The organism is Acetobacter garciniae, assembly GCF_017377735.1.
Lineage (GTDB): Bacteria > Pseudomonadota > Alphaproteobacteria > Acetobacterales > Acetobacteraceae > Acetobacter > Acetobacter garciniae.
Genome location: NZ_JAFVMH010000002.1, coordinates 628951 through 653451, shown reverse-complemented (window position 1 = coordinate 653451; position 24501 = coordinate 628951). Strand labels below are relative to the sequence as shown.

Here is a 24501-nt window from a genome sequence, read left to right as displayed (position 1 = left end):
ACGTCATGATGGCTCTGGCCTTGGCCGTTCTGTGCGCCCTGATCTGGATAGGCCTGATTTTCTGCCATGGCAGGTTCTGGCAGGCTGGCCCGATTCTGCGGCCCCTGCCCCAGATGCAGGACAGCCTTGCTGGTACAGCAGACATGCGACCGGCCGAAATCGCCCCCGATGTCACGGTTGTGGTCCCCGCCCGGGACGAGGCCGAATCGATCCAGGCAGCGCTGGCATCGCTGCTGGAACAGGCCTATCCGGGCAAGCTCTCGGTCATCCTGATCAATGATCGCAGCACCGACGATACGGCATGCCTGGCCCGCGCCCTGCCCGACCCCCAGCACCGCCTGAGCGTGCTGGACGGGGTCAACCCCGAACCGGGCTGGAGCGGCAAGCTCTGGGCGGTATCGCAGGGGGTGGCGGAAGCGGAACGGCAAAACCCCGAAGGCAGCGGCTATATCCTGCTCACGGATGCGGACATCATTCACGCACCGGCCCATGTGGCGACACTGGTCGCCAAGGCGCAGACCGACCGGCTGCACATGGTCTCCGAAATGGTGGAGCTTCAGTGCAAAAGCCTGGCCGAACGCGCCCTGGTGCCCGCCTTCGTGTTCTTCTTTACGCTGCTTTACCCCTTTGCCCGGGTCAACGACCCCAAAAGCAGCACGGCCGGGGCGGCTGGCGGCACGATCCTGCTGCGCCGCGACATGCTGCGCAAGATTGGCGGGATAGCCGCCCTCAAGGGTGCGCTGATCGATGACTGCACCTTGGCAAGCTGCGTCAAGCAGGCGGGCGGGCTGCTGTATCTGGGCCATTCCTGCCTGGCCACGTCCATCCGCCCCTATCCCGGCCCTGGCGATATCTGGCGCATGATCGCCCGCACGGCCTATGTGCAACTGCGTTTCTCACCCGCCCTGCTGGTCCTGACCGTGCTGGGCATGGTGCTGGTCTGGCTGGCGCCGGCCCTGCTGGCGGTGTTCGCCCATGGTCCCGCGCAGTGGATCGGGGCGGCGACGTGGCTTGCCTCCATCTGCTCGTTCCTGCCGACCTTGCGGCGTTTCCGGCTTTCCCCGCTCTGGGCGCTCGCCCTGCCGCTGATCGCGGTGTTCTATACCGCCGCCACCATCGGTTCGGCCGTCAACCACCATCTCGGTCGTGGCGTGGTGTGGAAAAACCGCGCCTATACCGACGCCATCCCCCATGACGGCCGCGCGAACCCGGCCGGACTGGCTCAGCCAGCACCCCCCGCCGGATCGCAGACGCGCGAACGCGCCTAAAGCCGGACCCAAAGCCGGGGCTATCAAGTCGCGGGGCGCGCCCCCCAAAGCGGGCGATGCGCAATCCGGGCTCAACCGGGCCCTGGCCCGGGGTTCCGGCCAGCGCAACGCGGCCCCGTTCTCCGGCACGAAGGGTAGGCAGTTACGGCGGCGTCGTGTAAACCACTGGCTGCCGTTAGGGTGCGTATTATATTGAGCCAGGGCATGACTGAAGACACAAGCGTATGGGGTATTGCCGACGTTTCCTCCGGCAAGGGCAAGTCCGACGAGAATTTTCCGGTCGGCTCCGTGCTGATCAGCAAGCAGTTGCGGCCGCATGTGCATGCCTATTACGCCTATGCCCGCGTCATCGATGACATAGCGGACAGCACCGCACTGTCCCCCACCGACAAGATCGCCCGCCTGGACGCGATGGAAGAGGTGCTGCACGGCCAGCGCCAGCCCATAGACCGGGCCGATGCGCTCAGTGCCGCACGCCTGCGTACCTCCCTGCTGCAAACCGGCGTGCCGTTCGAGACCGCGACCGACCTGCTGATCGCCTTTCGTGACGATTCCCGCGGGCACGTCTACGAAAGCTGGGAAGACCTGCTGCATTACTGCCGCTATTCCGCCAACCCGGTGGGGCGCTACCTGATCTGCCTGCACGGCGAAAGCCCGACCGCCTTCGGCCCGTCGGATGCGCTGTGCACCTCCCTGCAAATTCTCAACCACATGCAGGATTGCGCCGGCGATCTGGCGCAGTTGCACCGGTGCTATATTCCCGCAGGGCTGATGCGCGCGGCAGGCGCCACGCAGGACGACCTGCTGGCTGGCCGCCTCTCCCCCGCCATGCGCCGCGTGTTCAACACCATGCTTGATGGGGTAGACGCGCTGAACCGGCAGGCCGCCGCCCTGCCCGCCCATGTGCATGACCGCCGTTTTCGCATGGAATGCGCGGCCATCGTCACCCTGGCCGAACGCCTGACCCTGCGCCTGCGGCGTGAAGACCCCCTGGCCGGCCGGGTTGCCCTGCGCCGGACAGACGCCATGCATGCGGCCTTTGCGGCCCTGCGCACATGGCGCTGACCTTCCCGAACCATGAAACTTCTGTAAAAAGAGGCCGGTCCGGGGTGCCTGCACGGCCCCCCTGCATGGCCCCTACCATGGCTTGGTACCCTTGTGACTGAACGAACAGGTAAACGCGCGTGACATCTGACAGCATCCAAACGCATGACGAGCCGACCCCCCTGGGGTGCGACCCCGCCGATCTTGCATGGGTGGAAAGCACCGTAAAACAGGCGGGCACTTCTTTTGCGGCGGGCATGCGCATTCTGCCCCCCATGCGCCGCTACGGCATGTATGCCATCTACGCCTTCTGCCGCGTGGTGGACGACATAGCCGACGGCCATGCCCCCCTGGCCGAACGCACGCAGGCCCTGGAAGACTGGCATGGGCGGATTGCAGCGCTCTACGGTGACCAGTCCGCCCCGCTGCATGAACCGCTGGACCGCGTGCTGCTGGCCGCGGTGCATTTCTTCTCGCTCAGGCAGGAAGATTTTACCGCCGTGATCGATGGCATGATCATGGACACGCAGACCGTCATTGTCGCGCCGGACGAAAAAACCCTCGATCAGTACTGCGACCGTGTCGCCTCCGCCGTGGGCCGCCTTTCGGTGCGGATTTTCGGGGAAAGCTCGAAAAACGGCGATGACATCGCCTACCATCTGGGCCGCGCCCTGCAACTGACCAACATCCTGCGCGACATCCCCGAGGATGCGGCACGCGGCCGCCTTTACCTGCCCGCGGACCTGCTGACCCGCTTCAAGGTGCCGCACGACCCGATCAAGGCGATGGACGCACCCGGGCTGGAAGGGGTCTGCCGTGTCCTGGCCACCCGGGCGGAGGATCATTTCCGTGCGGCCTTCACCATCATGAAAGCCTGCCGGGGCCGCACCATCATGCCAGCGCGCATCATGGGGGCGGGCTATCGCGCGATCCTGCTCAAGCTGTGCAAGCGCGGCTGGGCACCCGCCGTCCTGCGCGACCGCCCGCGTTCCACCCTGCTGGGCAAAGTCGCGGGACTTGCCTGCTCCTACCTCCCATAAGCCGGAAGATCAGGCCTATGGCGGGTGTATTGCACATTATCGGCGGCGGCATGGCAGGTCTTGCCGCAGCGGTGGAAGTGGCCGGGTCCGGCACGCATGTGATCGTGCATGAAGCGGGCCGGGCCTGCGGGGGGCGCGCGCGCTCCTACGAGGACCGCCAGCTTGGCTGCCGGATCGACAATGGCAACCACCTTCTGCTTTCGGCCAACAAGACGGTATTCCGCTATCTGGGCCTGACGGGCGCGCTCGATACGCTGACCGGCCCGAAGGCCCCGCTTTTCCCGTTCGTGGACCTGGCCGAGGACAATCGCTGGACGCTCGACCTCTCGCGCGGGCGCGCACCGTGGTGGGTGTTCCAGCCCCACCGCCGCGTGCCCGACATGCGCCTGCCCGAACTGCGCAGCCTGTACAGCCTCATGCAGGCAAAGGGTGCGACCACGGTTGCGCAATGTCTTGCACCGGGTGCGTTTTCGCGCCGGCTGCTGGCGCCTTTTTCCATCTCCGCGCTGAATACCGACTGCGAAAGCGGCAGTGCCGCCCTGCTGGGGGCTGTCATTCGCGAATCCCTCTCCCTTGGGGGGGAGGCCTGCATTCCCTGGTTCGCGCGGGAGGGATTATCCGAATCCCTGGTCGATCCGGCCGTCGCCCATCTGCGCGCCATGACCGCCGAAGTCAGGACCCAGAGCCGCGTGACAGGCCTGGATGTGGCCCATAACCGCGTGGCCGCCCTGAATACGGCCGATGGCGTCATTCCCCTGGGCGAGCAGGACCGCGTCATTCTGGCAGCCCCCGCCCCCGTGGCGCGCGACCTGCTGGGCGACAAGCTGGCGGGGCTGAGCACGCCCACGGAATTCGAGAGCATTCTCAACCTGCATTTCCGCCTGGACGAGGCACCCGTGCCCGTGGGGTCCTTCGCGCACTGCGGGTTCATGGGGGTTATCGGCGGCGTTGCGGAATGGGTGTTTCTGCGCGGGAACATCCTTTCCGTCACGGTGAGTGCCGCCAACCGCCTGGCCAAGCACGACCCCGAAGACCTGGCCCGCGCCATATGGCTGGACGTGCGCCGCGCATGCGATGCAACCCTGACCCGCCCGCTGCCCGAAGCCCCGGCGGCCCAGCGTATCGTGTGGGAAAAACGCGCGACCTTCGCGGCAACACCTGCACAGAACCGCCTGCGCCCCGGTCCCGCCACCGCCCTGGTCAACCTGGCCATGGCCGGAGACTGGACCAACACAGGTTTGCCCGCTACGCTTGAAGGAGCAATGAGATCGGGTGTCAGCGCCGTGCATGCACTTGGCCTGAAGACACCCGGCTGAATACCGACCTGACACCCATCCTGATGCGTGGCGGGCCTACCCGCACCCCCACGCCAGCCAAGCATAGAGGAACACTCGACATGGCCGCCGACGGCAGCGCTCTTTCCGATACCCAACTTTCCGGGGCTGAACTGGACCGCGTGGTCACCGCTGCCCATACAGCGCTTGGGGGTGCCCAGCGCGATGACGGGCATTGGGTGTACGAGCTTGAAGCCGACGCGACCATTCCGGCCGAATATATCCTTCTCGAACATTTCCTGGACCGGATCGATGATGAACTGGAACAGAAAATGGCCGTGTATCTGCGCCGGATCCAGAGCGAGGATCACGGCGGCTGGCCGCTTTACCATGATGGGGATTTCAATATCTCGGCCTCGGTCAAGGCGTATTTCGCGCTCAAGGCGGCAGGCGACGACATCAACGCCCCGCACATGAAGCGCGCGCGCGAGGCCATTCTGGACCATGGCGGGGCGGAGCGCACCAACGTGTTCACCCGCTTCCAGCTTGCCCTGTTCGGCGATGTGCCCTGGCGCGCCACGCCGGTCATGCCGGTCGAGATCATGCTGCTGCCGCCTTCGGCCTTCTTTTCCGTATGGAACATGTCCTACTGGTCGCGCACGGTAATTGCACCACTGCTGGTGCTGGCGGCCCTGCGCCCGGTTGCCGTCAACCCGCGACGCGTGCATGTGCGCGAACTGTTCGTGACCCCGCCCGAAAAGGTCAAGGACTGGATTCGCGGCCCGTACCGCTCAGCCTGGGGTTATGTGTTCAAGGGGCTGGACATGGCCATGCGCCCCCTGCTGCCGCTGGTTCCCGCCAGGACGCACCAGAAAGCCATCAAGGCCGCGATCGACTTCATTGAACCGCGCCTGAACGGCAAGGACGGGATCGGCGCCATTTACCCCGCCATGGCCAATACGGTCATGATGTACCGCACGCTGGGCGTGCCGGACACCGACCCGCGTGCCGCCACCGCATGGGAGGCTGTGCAGAGGCTGGTCGTCACCAAGGATGACGAAGCCTACTGCCAGCCCTGCGTTTCCCCCATCTGGGATACGGGGCTGTCGGGCCATGCCATGATCGAAGCCGCGTCCGGCCCGAACGGGATCGCCCCCGAAGCCACATTGGCAGCGCTGAAGAAAACCAGTGCCTGGCTGCGCAGCAAGCAGATCCTGGACGTCAAGGGTGACTGGGCCGTGCGCAACCCCGGCCTGGCCCCCGGCGGCTGGGCGTTCCAGTACGGCAATGACTATTACCCCGACGTGGACGATACCGCCGTGGTGGGCATGCTGCTCCACCGCGAAGGCGACCCCGCCAATGCCGAAGCCATCGAGCGCGCACGCGTATGGATTGTCGGCATGCAAAGCAGCAATGGCGGCTGGGGTGCGTTCGATATCGACAACAACAAGGAGATTCTCAACCACATTCCCTTCGCCGATCATGGCGCGCTGCTGGACCCGCCGACCGCCGACGTGACCGCACGCTGCATTTCCTTCCTGGCACAGCTTGGCAATCCGGCGGATGAACCCGTCATCCAGCGCGGCCTGGAATACCTGCGCCGCGACCAGGAAGCCGACGGGTCGTGGTTCGGCCGCTGGGGCACCAATTATGTGTATGGCACATGGTCGGTTCTGTGCGCGTTCAACGCCGCCGGGGTGTCGCATGACGATCCGGCCGTTGTCCGCGCTGTGGAATGGCTGCGCTCCGTGCAGCGCCCCGACGGGGGCTGGGGTGAAGGCTGCGAGTCCTACGAAGGTGGGCCGCATGGCACCTACAAGGAAAGCCTGCCGTCGCAGACCGCGTGGGGTGCGCTGGCCCTGATGGCCGCCGGACGGCGGGACGACCCGGCCGTGGCGCGCGCCATGTCCTGGCTGGCCAGCCAGCAGGACGAAAACGGCGAATGGCATGAAGACCCCTACAACGCCGTAGGGTTCCCCAAGGTGTTCTACCTGCGCTACCATGGCTACAAGCAGTTCTTCCCGCTTATGGCGCTTGCGCGTTACCGCAATCTCGAAAGCAGCAACACGCGCCGCGTGGCGTTCGGGTTCTAGGCGCCATGGCGCTGGCCGCTGTTCCGTTCTCCCTGTCCCGACCTGGCATTCTGGTCGGGTTGAAGGCCGAGGCAGGCCTGATCCGTTCGGTCTTCCCGCACGCGGCCATTGCCGCAAGCGGGGCCACGCGGACCGGTGCGCAGCGCGAGGCGGCACGCCTGGCTGCCTGCGGGGTGAACTGCCTGCTCTCCTTCGGGCTTGCGGCGGGACTGGACCCCAGTTTGCCCGCCGGAACCATTGTCGTGCCCGCAACGGTCAAGGGCTGGCAATCCACCTGGACATGCGATGCGACACTGCGCCACATTCTGGGGGGTGAGCAGCCGGGCACGATTGGGGGGGCCCTTCTGCATAGCGACGATGTCGTGCTGGACGCCGCGCACAAGGCGGAACTGTTCGCGGCTTCGCACTGCGCGGCCTTGGATATGGAAAGCGCGTTTCTCGCCCGTGCGGCGGAGGAGGCAGGGCTGCCCTTTGCAGTGCTGCGCGTGATCTGTGACCCGGCCAGCCGGTCCCTGCCCCCGGTGGCGGCAAGCGTGCTCTCGCCCGATGGCGGGCTACAGGTTGGAACGCTGCTGCGCTCCCTGCTGCGCCACCCGGGCCAGATTGGTGGTCTGATCCGCCTCGGCCAGGATGCGGGCATGGCGCGCAAGGCCATGCTGAACTTCCTGCGCGCCCAGAAAGACCGGCCTGCCTTTCAGCGCCTGGCCGCGTGAGAGACTGACTGCCCGAAAGGCAGCTTCAACACCTGCCCACGCGCCATCGTATCGACCATGAAGGAAGTTTTTGGTGAAGCTTTTTGCAAAAAGCCTCAAAGAATACCGCCTTTTTGAAAAAAGGCGGCACCCAAAAACTTCTATTCTTTTTATAGAAAAGTCGACCAGTCCGGCTTCAGACCGGACGGTATGCCCGTTCCCACGCACACCGTCACGGCCTGCGACAGCGCCCGACAGGCGCTACCCTGCCACGGGGCTACGCCATTACTGCTTGAACGCGCGGGCCAGAATATTCTGCGTTTCCAGCGAGACCGGCAGCGTGGAATTGGTAAGGGCAACACCCTTCCACCCCGCACCAAGGGCGGTGTAGAGGTTCACTGCGTCACGCAGGCGCTCGAGCCTTGCCAGTGCTTCCATGTTCTGGGCGTTCAGGGTCGTGCGTTCGGTTGTCAGCACTTCCAGAAAGCCGACCAGACCGGCGCTGTACAACTTGCGGGCCCGCTCGCTGGCGGTCGCACTGTCTTCGGCAGCCTTGTGCAATTGCTCGGCATATTCGATATCGTCATGCCAGGCGGCCATGGAATCTTCAACTTCCTTGAACGCTGTCAGCACGGTCTGGCGGTAGCTCAGCCGTGCGGCCTCGGCCGAGGCCTGGGCGGCGCGGATTTCCGCCGTCATCTTGCCGCCATGCATCAGCGGCAGGCTGGCCATCAGCAAGAACTGCCAGCTCATGCCATTGACCTGAAAGGCCTGGTACATGGCCGACGCATTGGGGTTGAAGGTCAGCGGTACCACGAAATGCGGGTAAAGATTGGCCACCGCCACACCGATCTGGGCCGTGGCCACGGCATATTGCCGCTCCGCCATGCGGATATCGGGCCGGTTGGCGATCACGATGGAGGGCAGCGTCGCGGGGAATTCCGGCACCACCGGCAGGGGCTTGGGCTGCTTGAGCTCGTCTTCCAGCGTGCCGGGCATCTGGCCCAACAGAACCGCAATGGCGTGCGTGACCTGCGAGACACGGGTTCTGAGCGGCTCGCGCGCAGCGACCTGGGCATCCAGTTCCGCCTGCGCCTGGGCGATCTGCAAGCTGTTGCCCACGCCTTCAAGGTAAAGCTGGTTGGTCAGGTTCAGCGCGTCCTGGGCTACGCGGATGTTGTCGGTCGCGATCTTGATCTGCAACTGCGTGACACGCAGCAGCATGTAGTCGGATGCCAGTTCCGACAAAAGCCCCATCAGCACGGCCCGCCGCGCCTCGATCGTGGCTTCCACCTGGTGTTCATGCGCCTGCACATCACGCCGGATGCGCCCGAACATGTCCAGCTCCCACGACGCGGTGGCCCCGTAGGTCAGCATGGAGGCTTCGGGGCGGTTGGCGGGGTTGCCGGGGCGGAGCGGCCAGTTGTCGATATTCAGCGAATAGCGGACATCGCCCCCGCCCATATTGGCGTCAACCTGCGGGTACCACTGCGCCGCCGAACGGTCACGGACCGCGCGTTCGGCCAGGATACGCTCCCCTGCGATCTGCAGGTCGTAATTGCCCTTGATGGCCTGCTCAACCAGGCGTGACAGGATGGGATCCTTGAAAAGGGCCCACCATTCCGTCATTTCCTTGTTGGTACGCTCGATTTCCTCGGGCGTTGCGGTGTGTTCCTCCGCGGCTTCCTTGAACTGCGCGGGCAGCTTCATCCGGTCGGGCTGGTAATTCGGCCCGACAGTGCAGGCCGACAGCAACAATGACGTTGCCAGGCCAAGCGCGAGGCGGCGATGAACCTTCATGACTTTCATCCTCTGCCCACGCTCAGAGATGGTCTTGCAACCAGGTCGTCAGCTTGCCCCTGCGCCCCGTCGGCTCGGGGCCGACGCTGACGGTAGCGGTCATGCCCGCGGCCAGGGTCACGCTGTCGGGCACATGGTCGAGATGAATGCGCACGGGAATACGCTGGGCCAGACGCACCCAGGTAAAGATCGGATTGACCGCCTGCAGCCCCAGCTTGTCGGGGGAGCCGTTGGTATCGTCGATACCACGGGCGATGCTGATGACATGGCCCAGCAGGATGGGCTTGTAGCCCATGAGCTTCACGCGGGCTTCATCACCCACATGCACGCCCCACATCTTGGTTTCTTCAAAGTAGCCGTAGACCCAGTAGGAATCGGAGTCGATCACGGCCATGCGCGCCTGTCCGGCCGAGGCATAGTCCCCCACCCGCAGGTTGAGGTTGGTCACATATCCGTTGACCGGCGAATACAGAACCGAACGCTGGAGGTTCAGCTTGGCGACATCAAGGGCCGCACGTGCCGCATCGACCGAGGCGATCTGGGTCGCCACGTTCGAGTTGAACACTTCCTGTTCTTCGGCCGAGACGATCCCGCCCAGGCCCATACGGCGCTTGGCGTCGTTCTGCTTGAGCTTAAGGTCTTCCATCGCGCCGTCCAGGCGGGCCTGTGCCTCGCGGATCGCCAGGCGGAAGCGGACCGGGTCGAGAACGAACAGCGGGTCGCCCTTATGGACGAACTGGTTGTCCACGACGGGGATCTGCACCACGGTGCCCGAGACTTCGGGGGCGACATCCACAACGTACACGCGCACGCGCCCGTCACGGGTCCAGGGTGCGATCATATAGACGTTCCACAAGGTGATCCCCAGGATAATCGCCAGGGACACGACCGCCAGGGTCAGGACAATTCGTATCAGGGTGCGCAGGAGGGGCATCGCGACGACTCAAAAGCCTTTTCAGGTCAGATATAGAGAATCAGCAGGCAAAGAATACAAACGTAAAGGGATACTTCGAACAGCGCGATGTGCCAGAACCAGCCCAGCAGGCCGCTCCACCACAGCACGAAGCGTACGCACATGGTCAGCGGCAGGGCCGCCAGCGCGTAGACGACAATCGGCGCCATGAAGACGCCAAAGAGATTGAATTCCGTCAGCATTGCACGGTCCTGGTAACGAGTGCCGGGCCCTTCATGGCCGCTCGCCTTTTTTTTGTGTGCTCTTTTTGGCAGATGCCGTCCCGGTCGGGCTGGCCGCATCCCTTGAAGGCGGGCGCGGCGTGTCGCGGTGCGTCAGTGCAGCCTGCTCCACCCGGTCCAGCACGCCGCAGCACTCCTCAAGCTCGTGATCCGTGACCGTATCGGTCAGCCGTGCGGTCACGGTATCGGCCACCCGGTTGACCAGGGCCGCCACCTGGCGCCCTTCATCCGTAATGCTGACCAGCTTGGAACGGCGGTCTTCCTCATCCGTTTCGCGTACGACATAGCCACGCTTTTCGAGTACATCCAGCAAGCGGACCAGGGACGGCGCTTCCAGCAGGAGGGAGCGCGCCAGATCCGTCTGCCGCATGGGGGTGGATGAGAAATTGAGATAATAGATAGGGCGCCATGTTGCGTCGGTCAGACCGAAAGCGCGCAGGTCGGCATCAATCTCGCGCCGCCATACCGCTGCAAGCCGAGCCAGCCGGTACCCGAAAAACCGGCGCGTCTCACTTGCCATAACAAAGTTATGTTCAAAGTCCATTCACTGCACAACGCCTGAAAGCATGCAAACAATTTACACGCTCATTAAATGACTGCGCCATCATTTACAGAAACAATGGCGCACGCCAATGCAAATTTGGAATGGAACCTATGGGCTGGCTCCGTGCAAGCGCTTTGAACGCTTTTTCAGCCCTTTTTGCGCCGTACGATATCCCACACCTTGCCAGCGCTGCCACGCCCCATGGCCGAAGCGACGGTCGCGGTCACGGCGGCCATGGTCATGGAGTCGCGCATCTGGTTCAGGTAGCGGTCCCGCGCGATGCGGGCATCCACTTCGGCCACGGTCAGGTAGGTGCGCCGACCGAACAGGATGCAGACAAGGGCCGCCAGCACGTCAAGGCCGAAAACCGTGAACGACGCGCCGACCGGCCCCATGTGAGCGGCAAAAACCAGCAGGATCCACACAAGCCCATGCCCCGTGATAAGGGCGAAAAAACCGAAGAGGGCCGCCATGATCAGGAACGCGACCTGACGGCCATATCGTATGGCCATCTGCTGCATCACGCTGGACTGGGCGTTCAGGGCGGATTTACCAAGGTCAAAAATATGCATGGGCTTTGCGGCTACCTTACGTTCGGGTGACGCATAGGCGTCAGCGAGACAACCGCCCCAGGATAAAGCCCACCACCCCGGAAATGGCAATAGACAGCCAGGACGTCTGGCCCCGCGTTCGCTTTGCGAGATCTTGGCGCGTATGATCCGCCAGTTCGCGCGCATTGGCAACTGCCTGCTCGGTCAGGCTGCCGGCTTTGTCCCCCGCCCTGCCCAGGGCAGGCACCATGTGCTGGGTGATCAGGCGTTCGAGATGGGCCTTGACGGCCTCCAGCTCTTCACGCGCCGTATCGGTCGCCGCTTCGCCAGCGGCTTTGACTTCCTTGATTTTGTCGTAAGACATGCACCAAACCTCGTCTATATCGTGTACTGGGATGCACACCTTCCATTAAACCCGCAGACAAGGAGTCCGGTTGCATGCAGCTTACGCATGGCTCGCCCCCTGCCCTGGCACTGCACAATTTCGTTTTCCGGGCGGGAACACCGCCGCTGGACCTGATTTTGCGCAGGCAGGACTGCGTGGCCCTGCTGGGAATCGGCCCGGACGAAGACGACATGCCCAGCCTGACAGCCGCCCTGACCGGGCGGGCGACATGCCAGGGCGCCATGCGCATCGACGGGATGGATGTCAGCGCGCACAGGCCGGGCCAGCGGGGCGTGGCCTCCGTGGGGGCGCATGCGCCGCTCTTCGCGCATCTGTCGGTTATGGACAATATTCTCTTTCCCCTGCGGGCCGCACGCACCCTGGGTGCGAATGAAATGCAGCGCAGGGCGAGCGAGGTCCTAGCCCTGACCGGGCTGGACGGCGTGCGCGCCCGATACCCGCGCGACCTGTCGGCAGAACAGGTTTTTCGCGCAGGGCTCGCCCGCGCCCTTGTGGGCATGCCGGCGGTCGTTGTGCTGATGCAGCCTTTCGATACCATGAAGCAGACGGCAAAGGACCGCATGCTCGCCATGCTTGACCGGCTGCGCCACGCCATGGGGCTGAGCCTTCTGCTGCTGACACGCCAGCGCCCCGAAGCCCTGATGGCCGCGGACCGGATCGGTATCATGGAAAACGGCGTGCTGCTGCAACTCGCCCAGGCCCCCATCCTGCTGAACCGCCCCGCCAGCCGCGGTGTGGCCGTAGCTATGGGGGATGCCAATGTGCTGACCGGCAAGGTGCTGGACTGCGAAGACGATCTCGCCACCCTGCGCCTGCCTTCGGGCGAGACGGTGCAGGCGCAGGCGGCACCGGGCCTGCATGCCGATGACCTGGCCAGCATCTGCATTCCGCCTGACCGGCTTTCCGTAATGTTCATGCGCCAGGGCGGGGGCGAACCCCCGGAACCCGGCGACATTGCCTGCACGCTTGTCAGCGCCCACCATCTTGGCCAGAGCGTTCTCATGCGGCTGCGCGCGCGTGATGGAACCGAAATAATCGCCCGCCGCCCGCCGGTTCATGCCGGGCGGGATCTGGCACCCGGGCGGGAGGGATTACTGGCGTGGCAGGCCCAGAACGCCATTGCCTTTCCGATGGATCAAAAAATAGGCTAAACTGCCGCCCGGCATCCCAGGCCATAGACAGACGCGCGCGAGGTTTCCCCTGCTTCCCCTTCCTTTTCTTCGTAAGGCTCGCCCAAAAGCAGCGCCTGTGCCTGCCGGATTACACCGCGCGTCCTCCCTTTCACCCCCGGTCGTTTCCCCGCTGGCGCGCCGCACGCTCCTGCTGGCCGGGCTGGGTGCGCTGCTGCCTGCGGTGGCGGAAGCGGGAAAGCCACAAGCCGCCCCCCGCAAGCGCGGCCATGCCCCCACCCCACCCCGCCTGAATGTCCTGACCTTTGCGGGCAAGATCACGGACATCCAGCGCCGGGTGCTGTTCACCCCCTATGAACGCCTGACACATCGCACGGTCACCCCCCATGGCTGGGACGGCACGACCGAAAGCCTGCAACAGCAGGAACAGCACGCGGCCGGCCACTGGGCCGCCGTGATGATGGAAGGCAGCATGCTCCAGATCTGCTGCGGGCTGGGCCTGCTTGCCCGGGACGAGGGCGATACCTCCGCCAATGCATGCGGCCCCATGTCCGCTGCGATCGACTATGCCATGGCCTGGGACCGCGCCCGTTTTGATGCCCCCCCGAGCTGGACGGATTTCTGGGATGTCGCGCGCCATCCCGGCCGCCGCAGCTTACGGCGCGACCCACGCACGACGCTTGAAATCGCCCTGCTGGCAGACGGTGTTCCCGCCGATGTGGTGTACCGCGTTCTGGCCACGCCCGATGGCCAGAACCGCGCCTTCTTGAAACTGGAGCAGATCCGCCCGTACCTTATCTGGTGGTCCACCCCGGAGGAGGCTGCGCGTATCCTCACCTCCGGCGGCGCGCTGACCGGCTTCGTGCCCACGGGCGAAATTCTGGGCGCGAAGGAGGCGGACCGCCAGCGCTTCAGCCTGAACTGGAACCAACGCCTGCTTGTTCAATACGGCTGGGGCGTGCCCCGAAGTGCCGCAGGCGATAGCGCCAACCTGGCCCTTGCATCCTGGCTGGAACAACCCGCCCAGCAGCAGGCCTTCGCCAATGCGTGGCCGTCATTGCCATCCATGCAGGATATCGATGCTTCCGGCGGCAGGCTGGCGCGCCTGCCGCCCGCCATCCCGGTTGACGACCTGTTCTGGAGCCGCAACCTGGCCCCCATCGCGGAACGTTTCGCCCACTGGATCGACCACGCGTGATCCCGCTGATGGGCGCTGTCCCACCCCCTTACCCGCTTCTGGCCTCGGGACTGGTCATGGCCGCGATCGGACTTGGGGTGGCGTGTCTTGTTACGGCCCTGGTCATTGCAACACGCCTGAGTGGGGCTGCCTATACGCTAGCGTTGCTGACGGTCATTCCCGCAACGGCAGGCGCAGTCCTGCTACCGCTGGGCGTGCGTGGTCCTGGCGTTCCCGTGCTGCAAGGTATGATGCTGGCCCCGCTGCTGAGCCTGCCCCTTGTGCTACCCTTGCGCAGCGTGCAGGACAACTGGACCGCGACTGCGCGGGAACTTGGCGCCACGTCGCGCCCCATGCGCCTGCGCTTGCTATGGTGGCCGCTGCTTAAAAAACCTTTTCTGACCAGCCTTGTCCTGGCCCTGGCCTGCGGAGCCCTGCAATGAATCCTCCCCCAGCCCCCCGCCCCTTCTGGGAAACCACGCCCCTGGCGGACATGACACGCACGCAGTGGGAATCGCTGTGCGATGGCTGCGGACGGTGCTGCCTGCACAAGCTCCGCGATGACGACACGGAGGAACTGCACTATACGTCCGTGGCGTGCCGGTTGCTGGACGTGCGGACCTGCCAATGCACGGATTATCCGAACCGGCTGCGCAAGGTGCAGGACTGCGTGACCCTGACCGCGGAAATGATCCCCGAACTGGACTGGCTGCCACCTGACTGCGCCTATCGTCGGCTGGCCAACGGGCAGTCCCTGCCCGACTGGCACCCGTTGCTGAGCGGAACGCCCGAGACCGTCATCACCTCTGGCGCATCGGCCGCCGGTCGCTGTATCAGCGAACGCCGCGCAGGCGCTTTGGAAGATTACATCGTCACCTGGCCTGGCGAACCCGCAACGCCGGACACAACGCCCGAAGCCGCCAGGCCCGGGCCCACCCCAGCGGGAGTGCGCGCAGGTGTTACCCGATGAAATAACTGTAGAAGGTTTCGGCAAGGTTCACGTCGAATGGCGTGTTTCACCCCGCGCGCGGCGGCTGGCCCTGCGCATTGCCCCACGGGCAAATTCCGTTACCGTCACCCTGCCCCCCAAATGCCCGCCCGCCCATGCCCATGCCTTTGTGCGCCAGCATGGCGGATGGATCGCATCGCGCCTGCAACGTCTTGAAAAAACCCCGTCCTTTACCGATGGCAGTATCATCCCCATTGAAGGCACGCCCCACCGCATCACCCACGACCCGACACGCCGCGGCGGTGCATGGATTGAAAAAGACCAGCTTGTCGTCAGCGGAGATGCCAGTTTCATCAGCCGCCGCGTAACGGATTTCCTGCGCGCCCATGCAGCCCGCGTGCTGGGGGAGGAAGTGCGGGAGATGGCGCAGGCAGCAAAGCTGCGCCCCACCCGGCTGGATATCCGCGACACGAGCAGCCGTTGGGGAAGCTGCTCCAGCACGGGCCGCATCATGCTGTCCTGGCGTCTGGTCATGGCCCCCCACCCGGTGCGCCATTACCTGATCGCGCACGAGCTGAGCCACCTGGTGCACATGAACCACGGCCCACAATTCTGGAAACAGGTCGCCAGCCTGACACCCTACAGGCAGCAGGCCGAAGCCTGGCTGCGTTACCACGGCCCGCTTCTGCTACGCGCCGGATAACGAACCGTCCGCAAAGCAGGAGTTGCCCCGCCCCCAAAGCATTGCTAAAAGCGCGTCATCCACGCGGCCCGGCACACACGCCACCAGCCTGCGCGAACTTGGCGGAATGGTAGACGCAGGAGACTTAAAATCTCCAGCCCGTACGGGCGTGCGGGTTCGAGTCCCGCAGTTCGCACCACTAACCTATTGAAATTGCAAAGAAATTTCCCAAAATGATGGGGAAAAGGACCGTGTCCCGTTCACCTTCCCATAATGGGAAAAGACATGCTCCGCCTTCTCGGCTCACACTACCACTTCCGACGCACCATTCCCCACGCGCTTCGCCCTTTGTTTGGACGCACGGAAATTTCACTCTCCCTGCAAACCGACAGCAAACGGGTTGCACGAGAACGGGCGGCGGCGCTTTATGCCAGAACCGGACAGTTCTTCAGCAAAGCCAGCGCCATGTATGACGACGCCTCCCCTGATGACCTCAAAAAGTTGATCACTGTCTACGAGGACATCATCAAGGGCACCGACAGGGTCATGGAGCTTGATACAGAGCGCGAGAAAGCGGAGCATGCCTCCGAGCGTGCCTCCGAGCGTGCCGAGTTCCTGTTTGATAAATATGAGCAGGCCAAGCGCCTGACGGATTTTCTGGCGACCATTAACGCTGGCATGGCCAGGCTCATGAATGGCATCGACAAGCTACCCGTCACCCTCGAAGAGAACTGCATCGACCAGCCCACCACACGACGCGAATTGAGGTCGAGCACGACTGCAAGGTAGGCAAACCCTTCCATGGTGCGGATGTAGGTGATGTCTGTGACCCATACCCTGTCGGGCGCCTCGACATCAAACTGCCGGGCCAGCGTGTTGTCGATTACGAGGGATGGCCTGCCACTATGGCTGCCTGGCCGCCGCCTGTAGCCAATCTGTGCCTTGATACCCGCCAGTTTTGTCAGCCGTGCCACGCGGTTCGGACAGCAGGTCTCGCCCTGATCGAGCAGATCATCGTGCAGCTTACGGTAGCCATAAAACCTGCTACTGTCGTTCCAGGCCTGACAGATCAACGTGGTCTGTCGGGCATCCTCGCAAGCCCGTCGGCTCAGCGGCTCCTTCCGCCAGGCATAATAGCCACTGGGCTGCACAGCCAGACAGCGGCATATCGCCCGAATTCCAAAATGATCGCGATGCTCGGCAATGAAGGCGTATCTCACTTTGCATCCCTGGCGAAATACGCGGTGACTTTTTTAGGATGTCGCGCTCCTCGGTCACCCGGACCAGTTCGCGCTTCAGTTGCCGGATCTCGGCATCCTTGCCGGTATCGCCTGATGCCACCTTCGCGAATTGCCGCTTCCACGCATACAGCGAATGTGTGCTGACCCCGAGCCGCAGCGAAACTTCCGCTACCGGATATCCCTGCTCGGTAATCTGCGCCACCGCATCACGCTTGAACTCATCACTGAAATTGGGCTTCCCCATCAACGCCTCCTGTCCGCATTTTTAGGAGCCAGGGCGTCCAGAAATCTAGGGGCTATTCATATCTCATCAGCGCGCGTTGCCATCGGCTGAATGCTCTTGCGATCTCCCGGACCGGTCAGTCCCGCGGTATAGGCTGGACACATCCGCGCCCTGTACCCGACCGTCGCAACAAACGGCCCAAGCCACCCCTCCAGATCCGTTCGCCAATCGCTGTCCATCACCAGCCCTCGTCACAACCGGTCTCCTATGAATCAGCGATTAGCCCCCAGGGGAAGCTCCTCCCAATATATTCTGTCAAAGTAGTGCTAGCCGATCTCCTGCTCAGAACCAAAAATATTAAGACCTTTCGTAGCAAGGCGGATGCCTACTTTATCCCCAATATGAAAGAATGACTTAGAGACGTCGCGCATCATGATCCTTCCATGCACTGCGGCTTCGCACTCCAGATATAGTTCGACATAGCTGCCTTGGTAAACAACTACAGCAACCGTCGCTGGAATGGCATCCGGGCTTTCGACGGATGTCAGGCTGCACTGTTCGGGACGGGCAGCAACAATCACGGCGGAGGGCAAATCCCGGGGTTCTTTCTGTTCCGAGGAAATCTCGACTTTCCGACCACCTATATCAAGCCGTGTTCGACCTTCAGAAGACTCAATTCGTGCACGGAAAAGATTTGTATCCCCGACAAATGTCGCGACAAAGAGGTCTTTCGGATGCTCATAAATTTCCTGGGGTGAGCCAACATGGCGGACGCGGCCGCGCGACATTACCGCAATTCGATCAGACATTGAAAGGGCTTCATTCTGATCATGCGTGACAAATATTGTCGTCAGGCCCAGTTTCGTCTGGATTTCCTTGAGCTCGATTTGCATCGAGACTCTCAGGTTGCGATCCAGGGCGGAAAAGGGCTCATCAAGCAGCAAGACGCGGGGACGTATGACAAGCGCGCGCGCAAGAGCGACCCGCTGCTGCTGTCCTCCCGACATTTGCCGGGGCTTTCTGTCCGCGAAATTCTCAAGCTTTACAAGAGAAAGCGCCTCTTTTACCCGTGCGCGGGATTCTTCTTTGGGAACGCCGCGTGTACGCAGTCCATATTCCACATTCTGTGCGACAGTCTTATGCGGGAATAACGCATAATTCTGAAAAACAATCCCGATTTCGCGTTTATGCGGGGGCACCTGGGTAACGAGATCCTCCCCAAGGAAAAGCTCACCGTTATCGGCCTCCAGAAACCCAGCGATAAGATTGAGCAGGGTCGTCTTACCGCACCCCGATGGTCCGAGGAGAGTCAGGAATTCTCCCCGTTTGATCTTCATCCAGCATGGTTCAAGGGCGGGGGTGTTTCCAAATGATTTGGTGACACCATCAATCTGGACCGCCGGACGCGCACTGACATTTTCTGAAGATTGATGGTCACTCGACATTTAGCACCTTTTCGAGACGAAAGAAGACATGGAGCACAGTCAAGACTGCCGCACTCGTGACGACGTAAAGAACAGCCAGCGCAGCTAATGTCGGGTCTGCATATTCCCGAACATAGTTATACATTGCAATTGGGAGGGTCTGATTCCGCAGATTGGCAACAAAGAGAGACGCTGAAAATTCGTTAAAGGACAACACTGCGGCAAACAGCCAGCCGGAAATAAGGCCAGGCAGCAGGAGAGGCATGGTTAAAGTTATCAGAATATACCACGGTGACGCCCCCAGGCTTTCTGCGGCGCGCTCATAAGCCTGATTGAAGTTCTGCAGCGATACGGACACACCCCGCACGACAAAAGGAAGTGTCACCATTACATGAACAAGGACCAGCAACCCGAAGGAGCGTGGTACAAATATTCCTTTGGCCAAAAGAAGTGCTCCGAGGCCGATTGTAAAATTCGGTACAATCAGGGGAGACATGAGAATGGCATGGAGAGGCCTGCGTATGGAAAATTCGTAGCGATTAAAGACAAAAGCGAACATTGCTCCCACAATAAGCGAAATTGCCGACCCCACAGCCGCGACCATAAGCGAGTTCCTGAGCCCTTTTACGAAATCCTCATAAGAGAAGGCGTTAAAATACCATCGAAGCGACCAGTGTTTGGGCGGGAATTCTACAACTGAACTGTCATTGAACGAAACGATGAAAACCACAATAAACGGCAGAGCAATAAAGATCAGAATAAGCAGAACCAGCAGCCGTCCGCTCCAGTCCAGAAGGTGATCTGAAAAAGCTTTCTTCATTTCAGCAGTCTCCAAGCTTTTCGATTTTACGCATCCCCACGTTGAAAAGAGTCAAAACTGCAATTGTGAACAGCAAACCCGCCAACGATAATGACGCAGCCAACGGCATGTTGAAGGAGCTAAACCCGACTTGGTAAACAAGAGTGGAGATTGTCTGAACTTTGCCCCCGCCAATCATCTGTGGCGTTGCAAACGCAGAAAAAGTCCAGGAAAAAGCCGTGGACGTCGCCGCAACCAGACCCGGTGTCGCAAGCGGCAGCGTGACGGTAAAAAAGATCCTGACACGTCCAGCACCCAAAGAGGCAGCCGCTTTTTCAAGATTCCAGTCAATGTGGGAAAGAGCAGCGGCGATCATGATAATCACTATGGGCAGGGTAAAATGAACGAGCGCGATCACCACCCCCGTTGTTGTAAACATGAGGCTGATCGGTTCTGAAATCACCCCCAGCCGCAAGAGACATACATTGATGATGCCCTGCTTACCAAGGACGATCATCCATGAATAAGTTCTGATAACCTCGCCCAGAAACATCGGGGTCAAGGATGTAATAAGAATGCCCCCGCGCACAAGCGAGGATTTGCTCCGAACCATGGCATAGGCAAGCGGGAAACCCGCAAGGAGGGTTAGAAGTGCGGTCCAGAAGCACAGGAGAAACGTTGTCAGGAAGGCCTTGCGGAACATGGGTTTCCACAGAACCGCAAAATTTTCGATCGTAAAACCGCCAGGCCGCAGGGAACCGGGAACATACGCGCGCAGACTGTATTGAAAAATTGCCAGCAGCGCAGCGACAATACTAATTGCGACAAGGGTGGCCGGACTGGCGAACAATCCGAGAAAAGGGCGCTTTGACATAGTTTTCACCACAAAAAGATCGACAGACCACCACATGAGGCGGCCGGACAGGACGGGCCAGCGGAACTCATCGGGAGATCATATTCTCGGCAAACCACGCCCGCCATTCGGCGAGATCACGAGCACGTAATCTGTCTGGAACGATGATGGTTTGCTGCAGCCATTCTTGTGGAGAGGTAAAGATACCGGGTACGGATTTCAGTTCTTCCGGCAAGACAACGCCTTCGACAACAGGGCTGCTCTTTTTTATTTCCGTAATTTTTGTCTGCACCAAAACATCGAGTGCTATATTGATAAACTTGTACGCGAGATCGACCTTCCGGGATCCTTTATTGATGGCAATGGTATCAACGCCCAGTACAGCCCCCTCTTTGGGGATCACGAACTCGATCGACGCTCCTTCCGCCTTCATGTGATAGGCGTTCATGGAGAGCATGATTGCAACCGGGCTTTCGCCGGTTGAAAGCATCTGCTCTCCGTTAGCATCGTTGGTATAAAAGGCCTTGAAATTGGGCAGTAAGGCCAACAATTTGGGCGTTGCCCGCGTCCAGTCCGCAATATTGACTCCTTCAAGCTTGCAGGCCACGGCGATTAAATGTGACGGATCAAAATCAGGGGCTGAGACCAGCCCCTTGAGTTTTGGCGACCAGAGATCGTTCCAACTCTCGAAATGAAAGCCGGGAGGAATCATGGAGGGCCGATAGGCTATGGAATAAACATAGGCCCATACCCCTATATGATAAGGACTGATCCTGGCCTGCGCGACCAGATGTTGGGCATTGGGGATTTTTGAGAAATCCAGCTTTTCGAACAGGCCATTATCGGCATAAAGCCAGCCAATATGCGATGTGGTGAAAGTAACATCGCTCGATGGCTCACCTTCGTCCAGTCGTGCGTCATTGAGACGATCAATCGTCCCACCTGTCACATATTCAACTTTTACGCCGGTTTCCTCCGTGAACTTTTTCGCAATGGTCTGATCGATAAGATCACGGAAGCTCCCTCCCCACGTACTTACGGCAAGTGTTTCTGCCGAAGCCTGCGTGACGGACAGGCTCACTACCCCCGCAAGGACGAACGCAATCCTGTGCACCGTCCTGCTGGCAGAAATTTTCTCCGGGAAACAAGACGTTATGCCAGATATTTTTTTGTCTTGCCTCCGATTGTGCTGTCGGCCTCGTTTACAGGACAATGCCATAAGTCTTTGTTTCCACACGATGGAGATTGTGCCCCTTGCGGCATGGAGTGACCGCAAGGATGTGGGCTGTCAATTCAGAAACTGACCTTGATCGACCCGAAGAACATACGAGGGGCACCCACCAGAAAGGACTGGAAATCTCCGCTTAAGGGGAAACCATTTTCCCCCATGGTCGATACATATTTGGCGCCATTCAGGTTGTAAATATTAAAGGAAAGATCAAGATTCTCCACACGATTGAGAGCGTGCGCATACTTGCCCAGATTGCCGAAGCGATACCGTAGGCCAAAATTGCTCATCCAGTAGGACGGCACTTTCGCATCCCCTGTGTAGCTGAGATTACGCTGGGACGTCCATGACGCGTCAATCGTCGCTTCCATCGGGCCGTAATCATATATGGCGCTGGTTTTGTACATGATACGGGGATACGCTACGACCTGCTGCCCTTTGGTGTGATAGGTCACGCCCTGGCTGTTCAGATTATTGTCATATGTACTGTGGTTGTAACTGATGCTGTTTGTCCAGGACAAACCATTGACGGGGCGCAGGGTGATGGCCGCATCGACACCGTTGGTCGTGATGTTTCCAACATTCATCACTGTCGCAACCGGGTTTACAATATTGCCGGTCGTAATCTGCTGCAGGCGATTAAAGAAGTTTATGCGATAAGCATGAACTGATGCATCAAAAATACGAGAACTGTAACGATACCCGATCGCATAGGCCCAGTCGCTCTCCGGCTTCAGGCTTGCGGATGAGGCAAGATAAGAAGCCTCCGTCTGGGCATAAGGGGACGCCGCCGTCTTGAACTGCGCCTGCGGATAGGCGTGAACGTTTTCCGCGATATCAAAATAAAGCTCGTGATGCTTCAGGAAGTGCCAGTCCCCGCTGATATGCGGCAGAAAGGCGCGGAACGTGGTCAGCGACCCGTGCATCATCTCCCCATCGCCATAATACGCGTTGTTATAATAGCCATTACCGGCATTGGACGTGTTCAGAAGCGATTTGAACCCGAAATGCAATGCCAGGTTCGGCATGATATTGTAGGTGTCCTGCGCATAGGCCGTAAACGTATTCGTGCTGATATGCTGGCCGAAAAGCTGCATGAAGGCATCGCGCGTATGGAAGCTGTCTACGGCGTTCAGGGGCGCGCCCTGCCCCAGAGCAGGCTCCGCATAGCCGTACATTGTCGAATTGAACTGGTTATTCTCGTACCACACCCCGGCTTCGATATGGTTATGCGCAATATCGTAATGAGCTGCGGACAGGATACCAAAGCGCTGAATCGAAGGCTGCTTCACCTGTTCGAACATGGGCGAACCGGTTGGTGATGCATAGAACGGATTTGTCCATGTCAGCGCATTTGTCTGGCCGTGGCCGTAGACCGTCGTCTTCCAGCGCAGCCGATCGGTGATCTTGAAGTCACCCTGCAGGTAACCAAGATAGTCGTTGATATTGGCGGCACCATCGTAATAGGCGGCGTCTGCCTTATCTGAAATACCTGAAAAATTCGCTGGATAGTGGCCAAGCGCTGCATTATAGGCGTTTACATACCCACTATAGCGGCCATTATAGTAATTGTCGATATTATATCCGCCATTATTCATGATATCGAGCGAATAGTCCTGGTACAGATATTCATGCAGATCGGACCAGTCAAAATAGGCCGTGATCTTGCTCTCTTCCCCGACTGGCTGAACGAGCTTGGCATTGACCTGCTGCGAGAACTGGTTGCCGCCACCCTTCCATTTCTGGGTATCGTTTCGCATGTAGGACACAAAGAACTTCGTGCCGCTTTCGTTCAGCTTCCCCGAATCGGCGCGAATGAAGGTATGGAACAGGTCGTAGCTTCCGAACGTCTGGACAACCTGACCGCCGACTTTATCCTTGGGCGAGGACGATTGATATTCCAGCGATCCGCCGAGATTGTTCGTGCTGGCTACAGACTCAGCGCCTGCGCCGGTCGAGACGTCAACACGCTGGACGTTCTCCGAAGAGATCGCCTGGATGGGGTTCAGGCCGTTATAGTTACGATAGGTCAACTCACCCAACGGCACGTCATCCAAGGTGGTGCTGATCTGGTTTTGCATGAACCCATGCATGTAGATTTGCGTCGACCAGACATCGAGCCCCTGTGGGTCCGCCGACTGAAACATGACGCCGGGAGCCTGACCAAGAACCTTCAGGGGGTTGGTGCCGGGGACTGCGCGCTGGATCTGCGCCTCGCCCACTGAAATCATCGTGCCGTGCGCCCGCCGCGCGACCGACACCAGGATATCCTCGCCCGCTGCTGCCTTCACGGGGCGCAGAGCCTCAGCTTTCCTGCTCGGCTTCGCCTCGACATGCCCCACCGTTGCATCGGCGTGACGATGGGGGGCGCTGGCAGTGGATTCGGCAGATGCGATATTCGGCAGCACAAGTCCCGCAAGGGCCGTCGTCAACAGCAGGCTTTTTCCGCCAGCCTGGCGGCGTGTAGGGAATCGGACCTTATAGAAATTACGATAGCGGGGGATGAAGGGCGTCAACATGCTTACAATCTTCCTATTGGGGCGGGCAGTTGCGCTTTACTGGCCAGCTCTTCCAGAAAAACCTATGCTATCTGGGGTTCAGGGCACGGTTAGTTGGCACGACATCAGGGCGTGTTACAGCGAGGACAGAAACAAAATAATTCCTAGGTCGCAATAATATATTTCCATACCTTTGCATCGGAAAATTCAATCTTTCCAAATTCGTCATATATAGAAATATCTGGGATTTATGATTATAAGAGCTCCAATACGCTTCTCCGGCACCGAGAGAGGACACTCGAAAGAAACCGTTATTTCTCGGCCCGTTTTCACGAAGATTCGTCACCATTTATAAAGCAGAGCAGCAGGCGGCAAGGACGGCCGAATACCC

General features: G+C 60.6%; 23 protein-coding genes, 1 tRNA gene and 2 pseudogenes. 13 read left to right on the top strand and 13 right to left on the bottom strand.

Annotated elements, in window-relative coordinates; all coding sequences use genetic code 11:
* Positions 1–8: 8 nt before the first annotated feature.
* The 6 genes from J2D77_RS06805 to J2D77_RS06780 all read left to right on the top strand — a co-directional run bounded on the left by J2D77_RS06805 (position 9) and on the right by J2D77_RS06780 (position 7432).
* Positions 9–1268, top strand: a complete 1260-nt coding sequence (locus tag J2D77_RS06805) for a glycosyltransferase (protein ID WP_207845699.1) — start codon at positions 9–11, stop codon at positions 1266–1268.
* Between the two features lie 204 nt (positions 1269–1472).
* Positions 1473–2333 carry a squalene synthase HpnC gene (hpnC, locus tag J2D77_RS06800; RefSeq protein WP_207845498.1) on the top strand — a complete coding sequence of 287 codons (861 nt, stop codon included), beginning with the start codon at positions 1473–1475 and terminating at the stop codon, positions 2331–2333.
* A gap of 119 nt (positions 2334–2452) precedes the next feature.
* The gene (gene hpnD / locus J2D77_RS06795; protein WP_207845497.1) at positions 2453–3352 is read left to right on the top strand and encodes a presqualene diphosphate synthase HpnD; all 900 of its coding nucleotides are present in this window, start codon (positions 2453–2455) and stop codon (positions 3350–3352) included.
* Positions 3353–3369: 17 nt separating this feature from the next.
* Positions 3370–4668 (top strand): hydroxysqualene dehydroxylase HpnE, encoded by a 1299-nt coding sequence (hpnE, locus tag J2D77_RS06790; protein ID WP_207845496.1) that lies wholly within the window; start codon positions 3370–3372, stop codon positions 4666–4668.
* Positions 4669–4748: 80 nt separating this feature from the next.
* Positions 4749–6719: a squalene--hopene cyclase gene (gene shc, locus J2D77_RS06785; RefSeq protein WP_207845495.1), complete on the top strand. Its 1971-nt coding sequence runs from the start codon at positions 4749–4751 to the stop codon at positions 6717–6719.
* 5 nt (positions 6720–6724) lie between these two features.
* Complete coding sequence (locus J2D77_RS06780; RefSeq protein ID WP_207845494.1) at positions 6725–7432, top strand: phosphorylase family protein; 708 nt, start codon at positions 6725–6727, stop codon at positions 7430–7432.
* Positions 7433–7696: 264 nt separating this feature from the next.
* Here the strand turns inward: J2D77_RS06780 and J2D77_RS06775 are convergent, their stop codons facing one another.
* From J2D77_RS06775 to J2D77_RS06750, 6 genes are all read right to left on the bottom strand, one after another.
* Positions 7697–9211 (bottom strand): efflux transporter outer membrane subunit, encoded by a 1515-nt coding sequence (locus J2D77_RS06775; RefSeq protein WP_407927083.1) that lies wholly within the window; start codon positions 9209–9211, stop codon positions 7697–7699.
* A 22-nt stretch (positions 9212–9233) separates the two neighbouring features.
* Positions 9234–10145 (bottom strand): biotin/lipoyl-binding protein, encoded by a 912-nt coding sequence (locus J2D77_RS06770; protein ID WP_207845492.1) that lies wholly within the window; start codon positions 10143–10145, stop codon positions 9234–9236.
* Between the two features lie 26 nt (positions 10146–10171).
* Positions 10172–10366, bottom strand: a complete 195-nt coding sequence (locus tag J2D77_RS06765) for a DUF1656 domain-containing protein (RefSeq protein ID WP_207845491.1) — start codon at positions 10364–10366, stop codon at positions 10172–10174.
* Between the two features lie 31 nt (positions 10367–10397).
* Positions 10398–10949 (bottom strand): MarR family winged helix-turn-helix transcriptional regulator, encoded by a 552-nt coding sequence (locus J2D77_RS06760; RefSeq protein WP_207845490.1) that lies wholly within the window; start codon positions 10947–10949, stop codon positions 10398–10400.
* A 146-nt stretch (positions 10950–11095) separates the two neighbouring features.
* Entirely contained in the window at positions 11096–11521 is a 426-nt protein-coding gene (locus J2D77_RS06755) for a phage holin family protein (protein WP_207845489.1), read from the bottom strand.
* A 40-nt stretch (positions 11522–11561) separates the two neighbouring features.
* The gene (locus tag J2D77_RS06750; RefSeq protein ID WP_207845488.1) at positions 11562–11864 is read right to left on the bottom strand and encodes a hypothetical protein; all 303 of its coding nucleotides are present in this window, start codon (positions 11862–11864) and stop codon (positions 11562–11564) included.
* Between the two features lie 74 nt (positions 11865–11938).
* On the opposite strand from J2D77_RS06750, the gene J2D77_RS06745 reads away from it, so the two are divergent.
* The 7 genes from J2D77_RS06745 to J2D77_RS06715 all read left to right on the top strand — a co-directional run bounded on the left by J2D77_RS06745 (position 11939) and on the right by J2D77_RS06715 (position 16633).
* Positions 11939–13057 (top strand): ABC transporter ATP-binding protein, encoded by a 1119-nt coding sequence (locus J2D77_RS06745; protein WP_207845487.1) that lies wholly within the window; start codon positions 11939–11941, stop codon positions 13055–13057.
* A gap of 97 nt (positions 13058–13154) precedes the next feature.
* The gene (locus tag J2D77_RS17510; RefSeq protein ID WP_207845486.1) at positions 13155–14234 is read left to right on the top strand and encodes an extracellular solute-binding protein; all 1080 of its coding nucleotides are present in this window, start codon (positions 13155–13157) and stop codon (positions 14232–14234) included.
* Complete coding sequence (locus tag J2D77_RS06735; RefSeq protein WP_207845485.1) at positions 14231–14656, top strand: hypothetical protein; 426 nt, start codon at positions 14231–14233, stop codon at positions 14654–14656. Before J2D77_RS17510 ends, J2D77_RS06735 begins: the two co-directional genes overlap by 4 nt.
* Entirely contained in the window at positions 14653–15183 is a 531-nt protein-coding gene (locus J2D77_RS06730; RefSeq protein ID WP_207845484.1) for a YcgN family cysteine cluster protein, read from the top strand. Before J2D77_RS06735 ends, J2D77_RS06730 begins: the two co-directional genes overlap by 4 nt.
* The gene (locus J2D77_RS06725; RefSeq protein WP_207845483.1) at positions 15170–15865 is read left to right on the top strand and encodes a M48 family metallopeptidase; all 696 of its coding nucleotides are present in this window, start codon (positions 15170–15172) and stop codon (positions 15863–15865) included. The genes J2D77_RS06730 and J2D77_RS06725 overlap by 14 nt, the downstream gene beginning before the upstream one ends.
* 92 nt (positions 15866–15957) lie before the next feature.
* Positions 15958–16043: transfer RNA gene (locus J2D77_RS06720), tRNA-Leu, on the top strand.
* A 74-nt stretch (positions 16044–16117) separates the two neighbouring features.
* On the top strand, positions 16118–16633 hold the full coding sequence (locus J2D77_RS06715) for a DUF6538 domain-containing protein (RefSeq protein ID WP_331000076.1): 516 nt from the start codon (positions 16118–16120) through the stop codon (positions 16631–16633).
* On the opposite strand, the pseudogene J2D77_RS06710 reads toward J2D77_RS06715, so the two are convergent.
* The 7 genes and pseudogenes from J2D77_RS06710 to J2D77_RS06685 all read right to left on the bottom strand — a co-directional run.
* Positions 16525–17329 (bottom strand): annotated as a pseudogene (locus J2D77_RS06710) (IS3 family transposase); the annotation flags it as partial. The gene J2D77_RS06715 and the pseudogene J2D77_RS06710 sit on opposite strands and share 109 nt — an antisense overlap.
* 71 nt (positions 17330–17400) lie before the next feature.
* Positions 17401–17547, bottom strand: a pseudogene (locus tag J2D77_RS17230) (IS701 family transposase); the annotation flags it as partial.
* A gap of 87 nt (positions 17548–17634) precedes the next feature.
* Complete coding sequence (locus J2D77_RS06705; protein WP_207845482.1) at positions 17635–18753, bottom strand: ABC transporter ATP-binding protein; 1119 nt, start codon at positions 18751–18753, stop codon at positions 17635–17637.
* A complete protein-coding gene (locus tag J2D77_RS06700; RefSeq protein WP_207845481.1) occupies positions 18743–19552 on the bottom strand; it encodes an ABC transporter permease in 810 nt (269 codons plus the stop codon). Before J2D77_RS06700 ends, J2D77_RS06705 begins: the two co-directional genes overlap by 11 nt.
* Before the next feature lies 1 nt (position 19553).
* Complete coding sequence (locus J2D77_RS06695) at positions 19554–20405, bottom strand: ABC transporter permease (RefSeq protein WP_207845480.1); 852 nt, start codon at positions 20403–20405, stop codon at positions 19554–19556.
* Positions 20406–20472: 67 nt separating this feature from the next.
* Entirely contained in the window at positions 20473–21465 is a 993-nt protein-coding gene (locus tag J2D77_RS06690) for an ABC transporter substrate-binding protein (protein ID WP_207845479.1), read from the bottom strand.
* Positions 21466–21677: 212 nt separating this feature from the next.
* A complete protein-coding gene (locus J2D77_RS06685; protein WP_207845478.1) occupies positions 21678–24131 on the bottom strand; it encodes a TonB-dependent receptor in 2454 nt (817 codons plus the stop codon).
* Between the last annotated feature and the right edge of the window lie 370 nt (positions 24132–24501).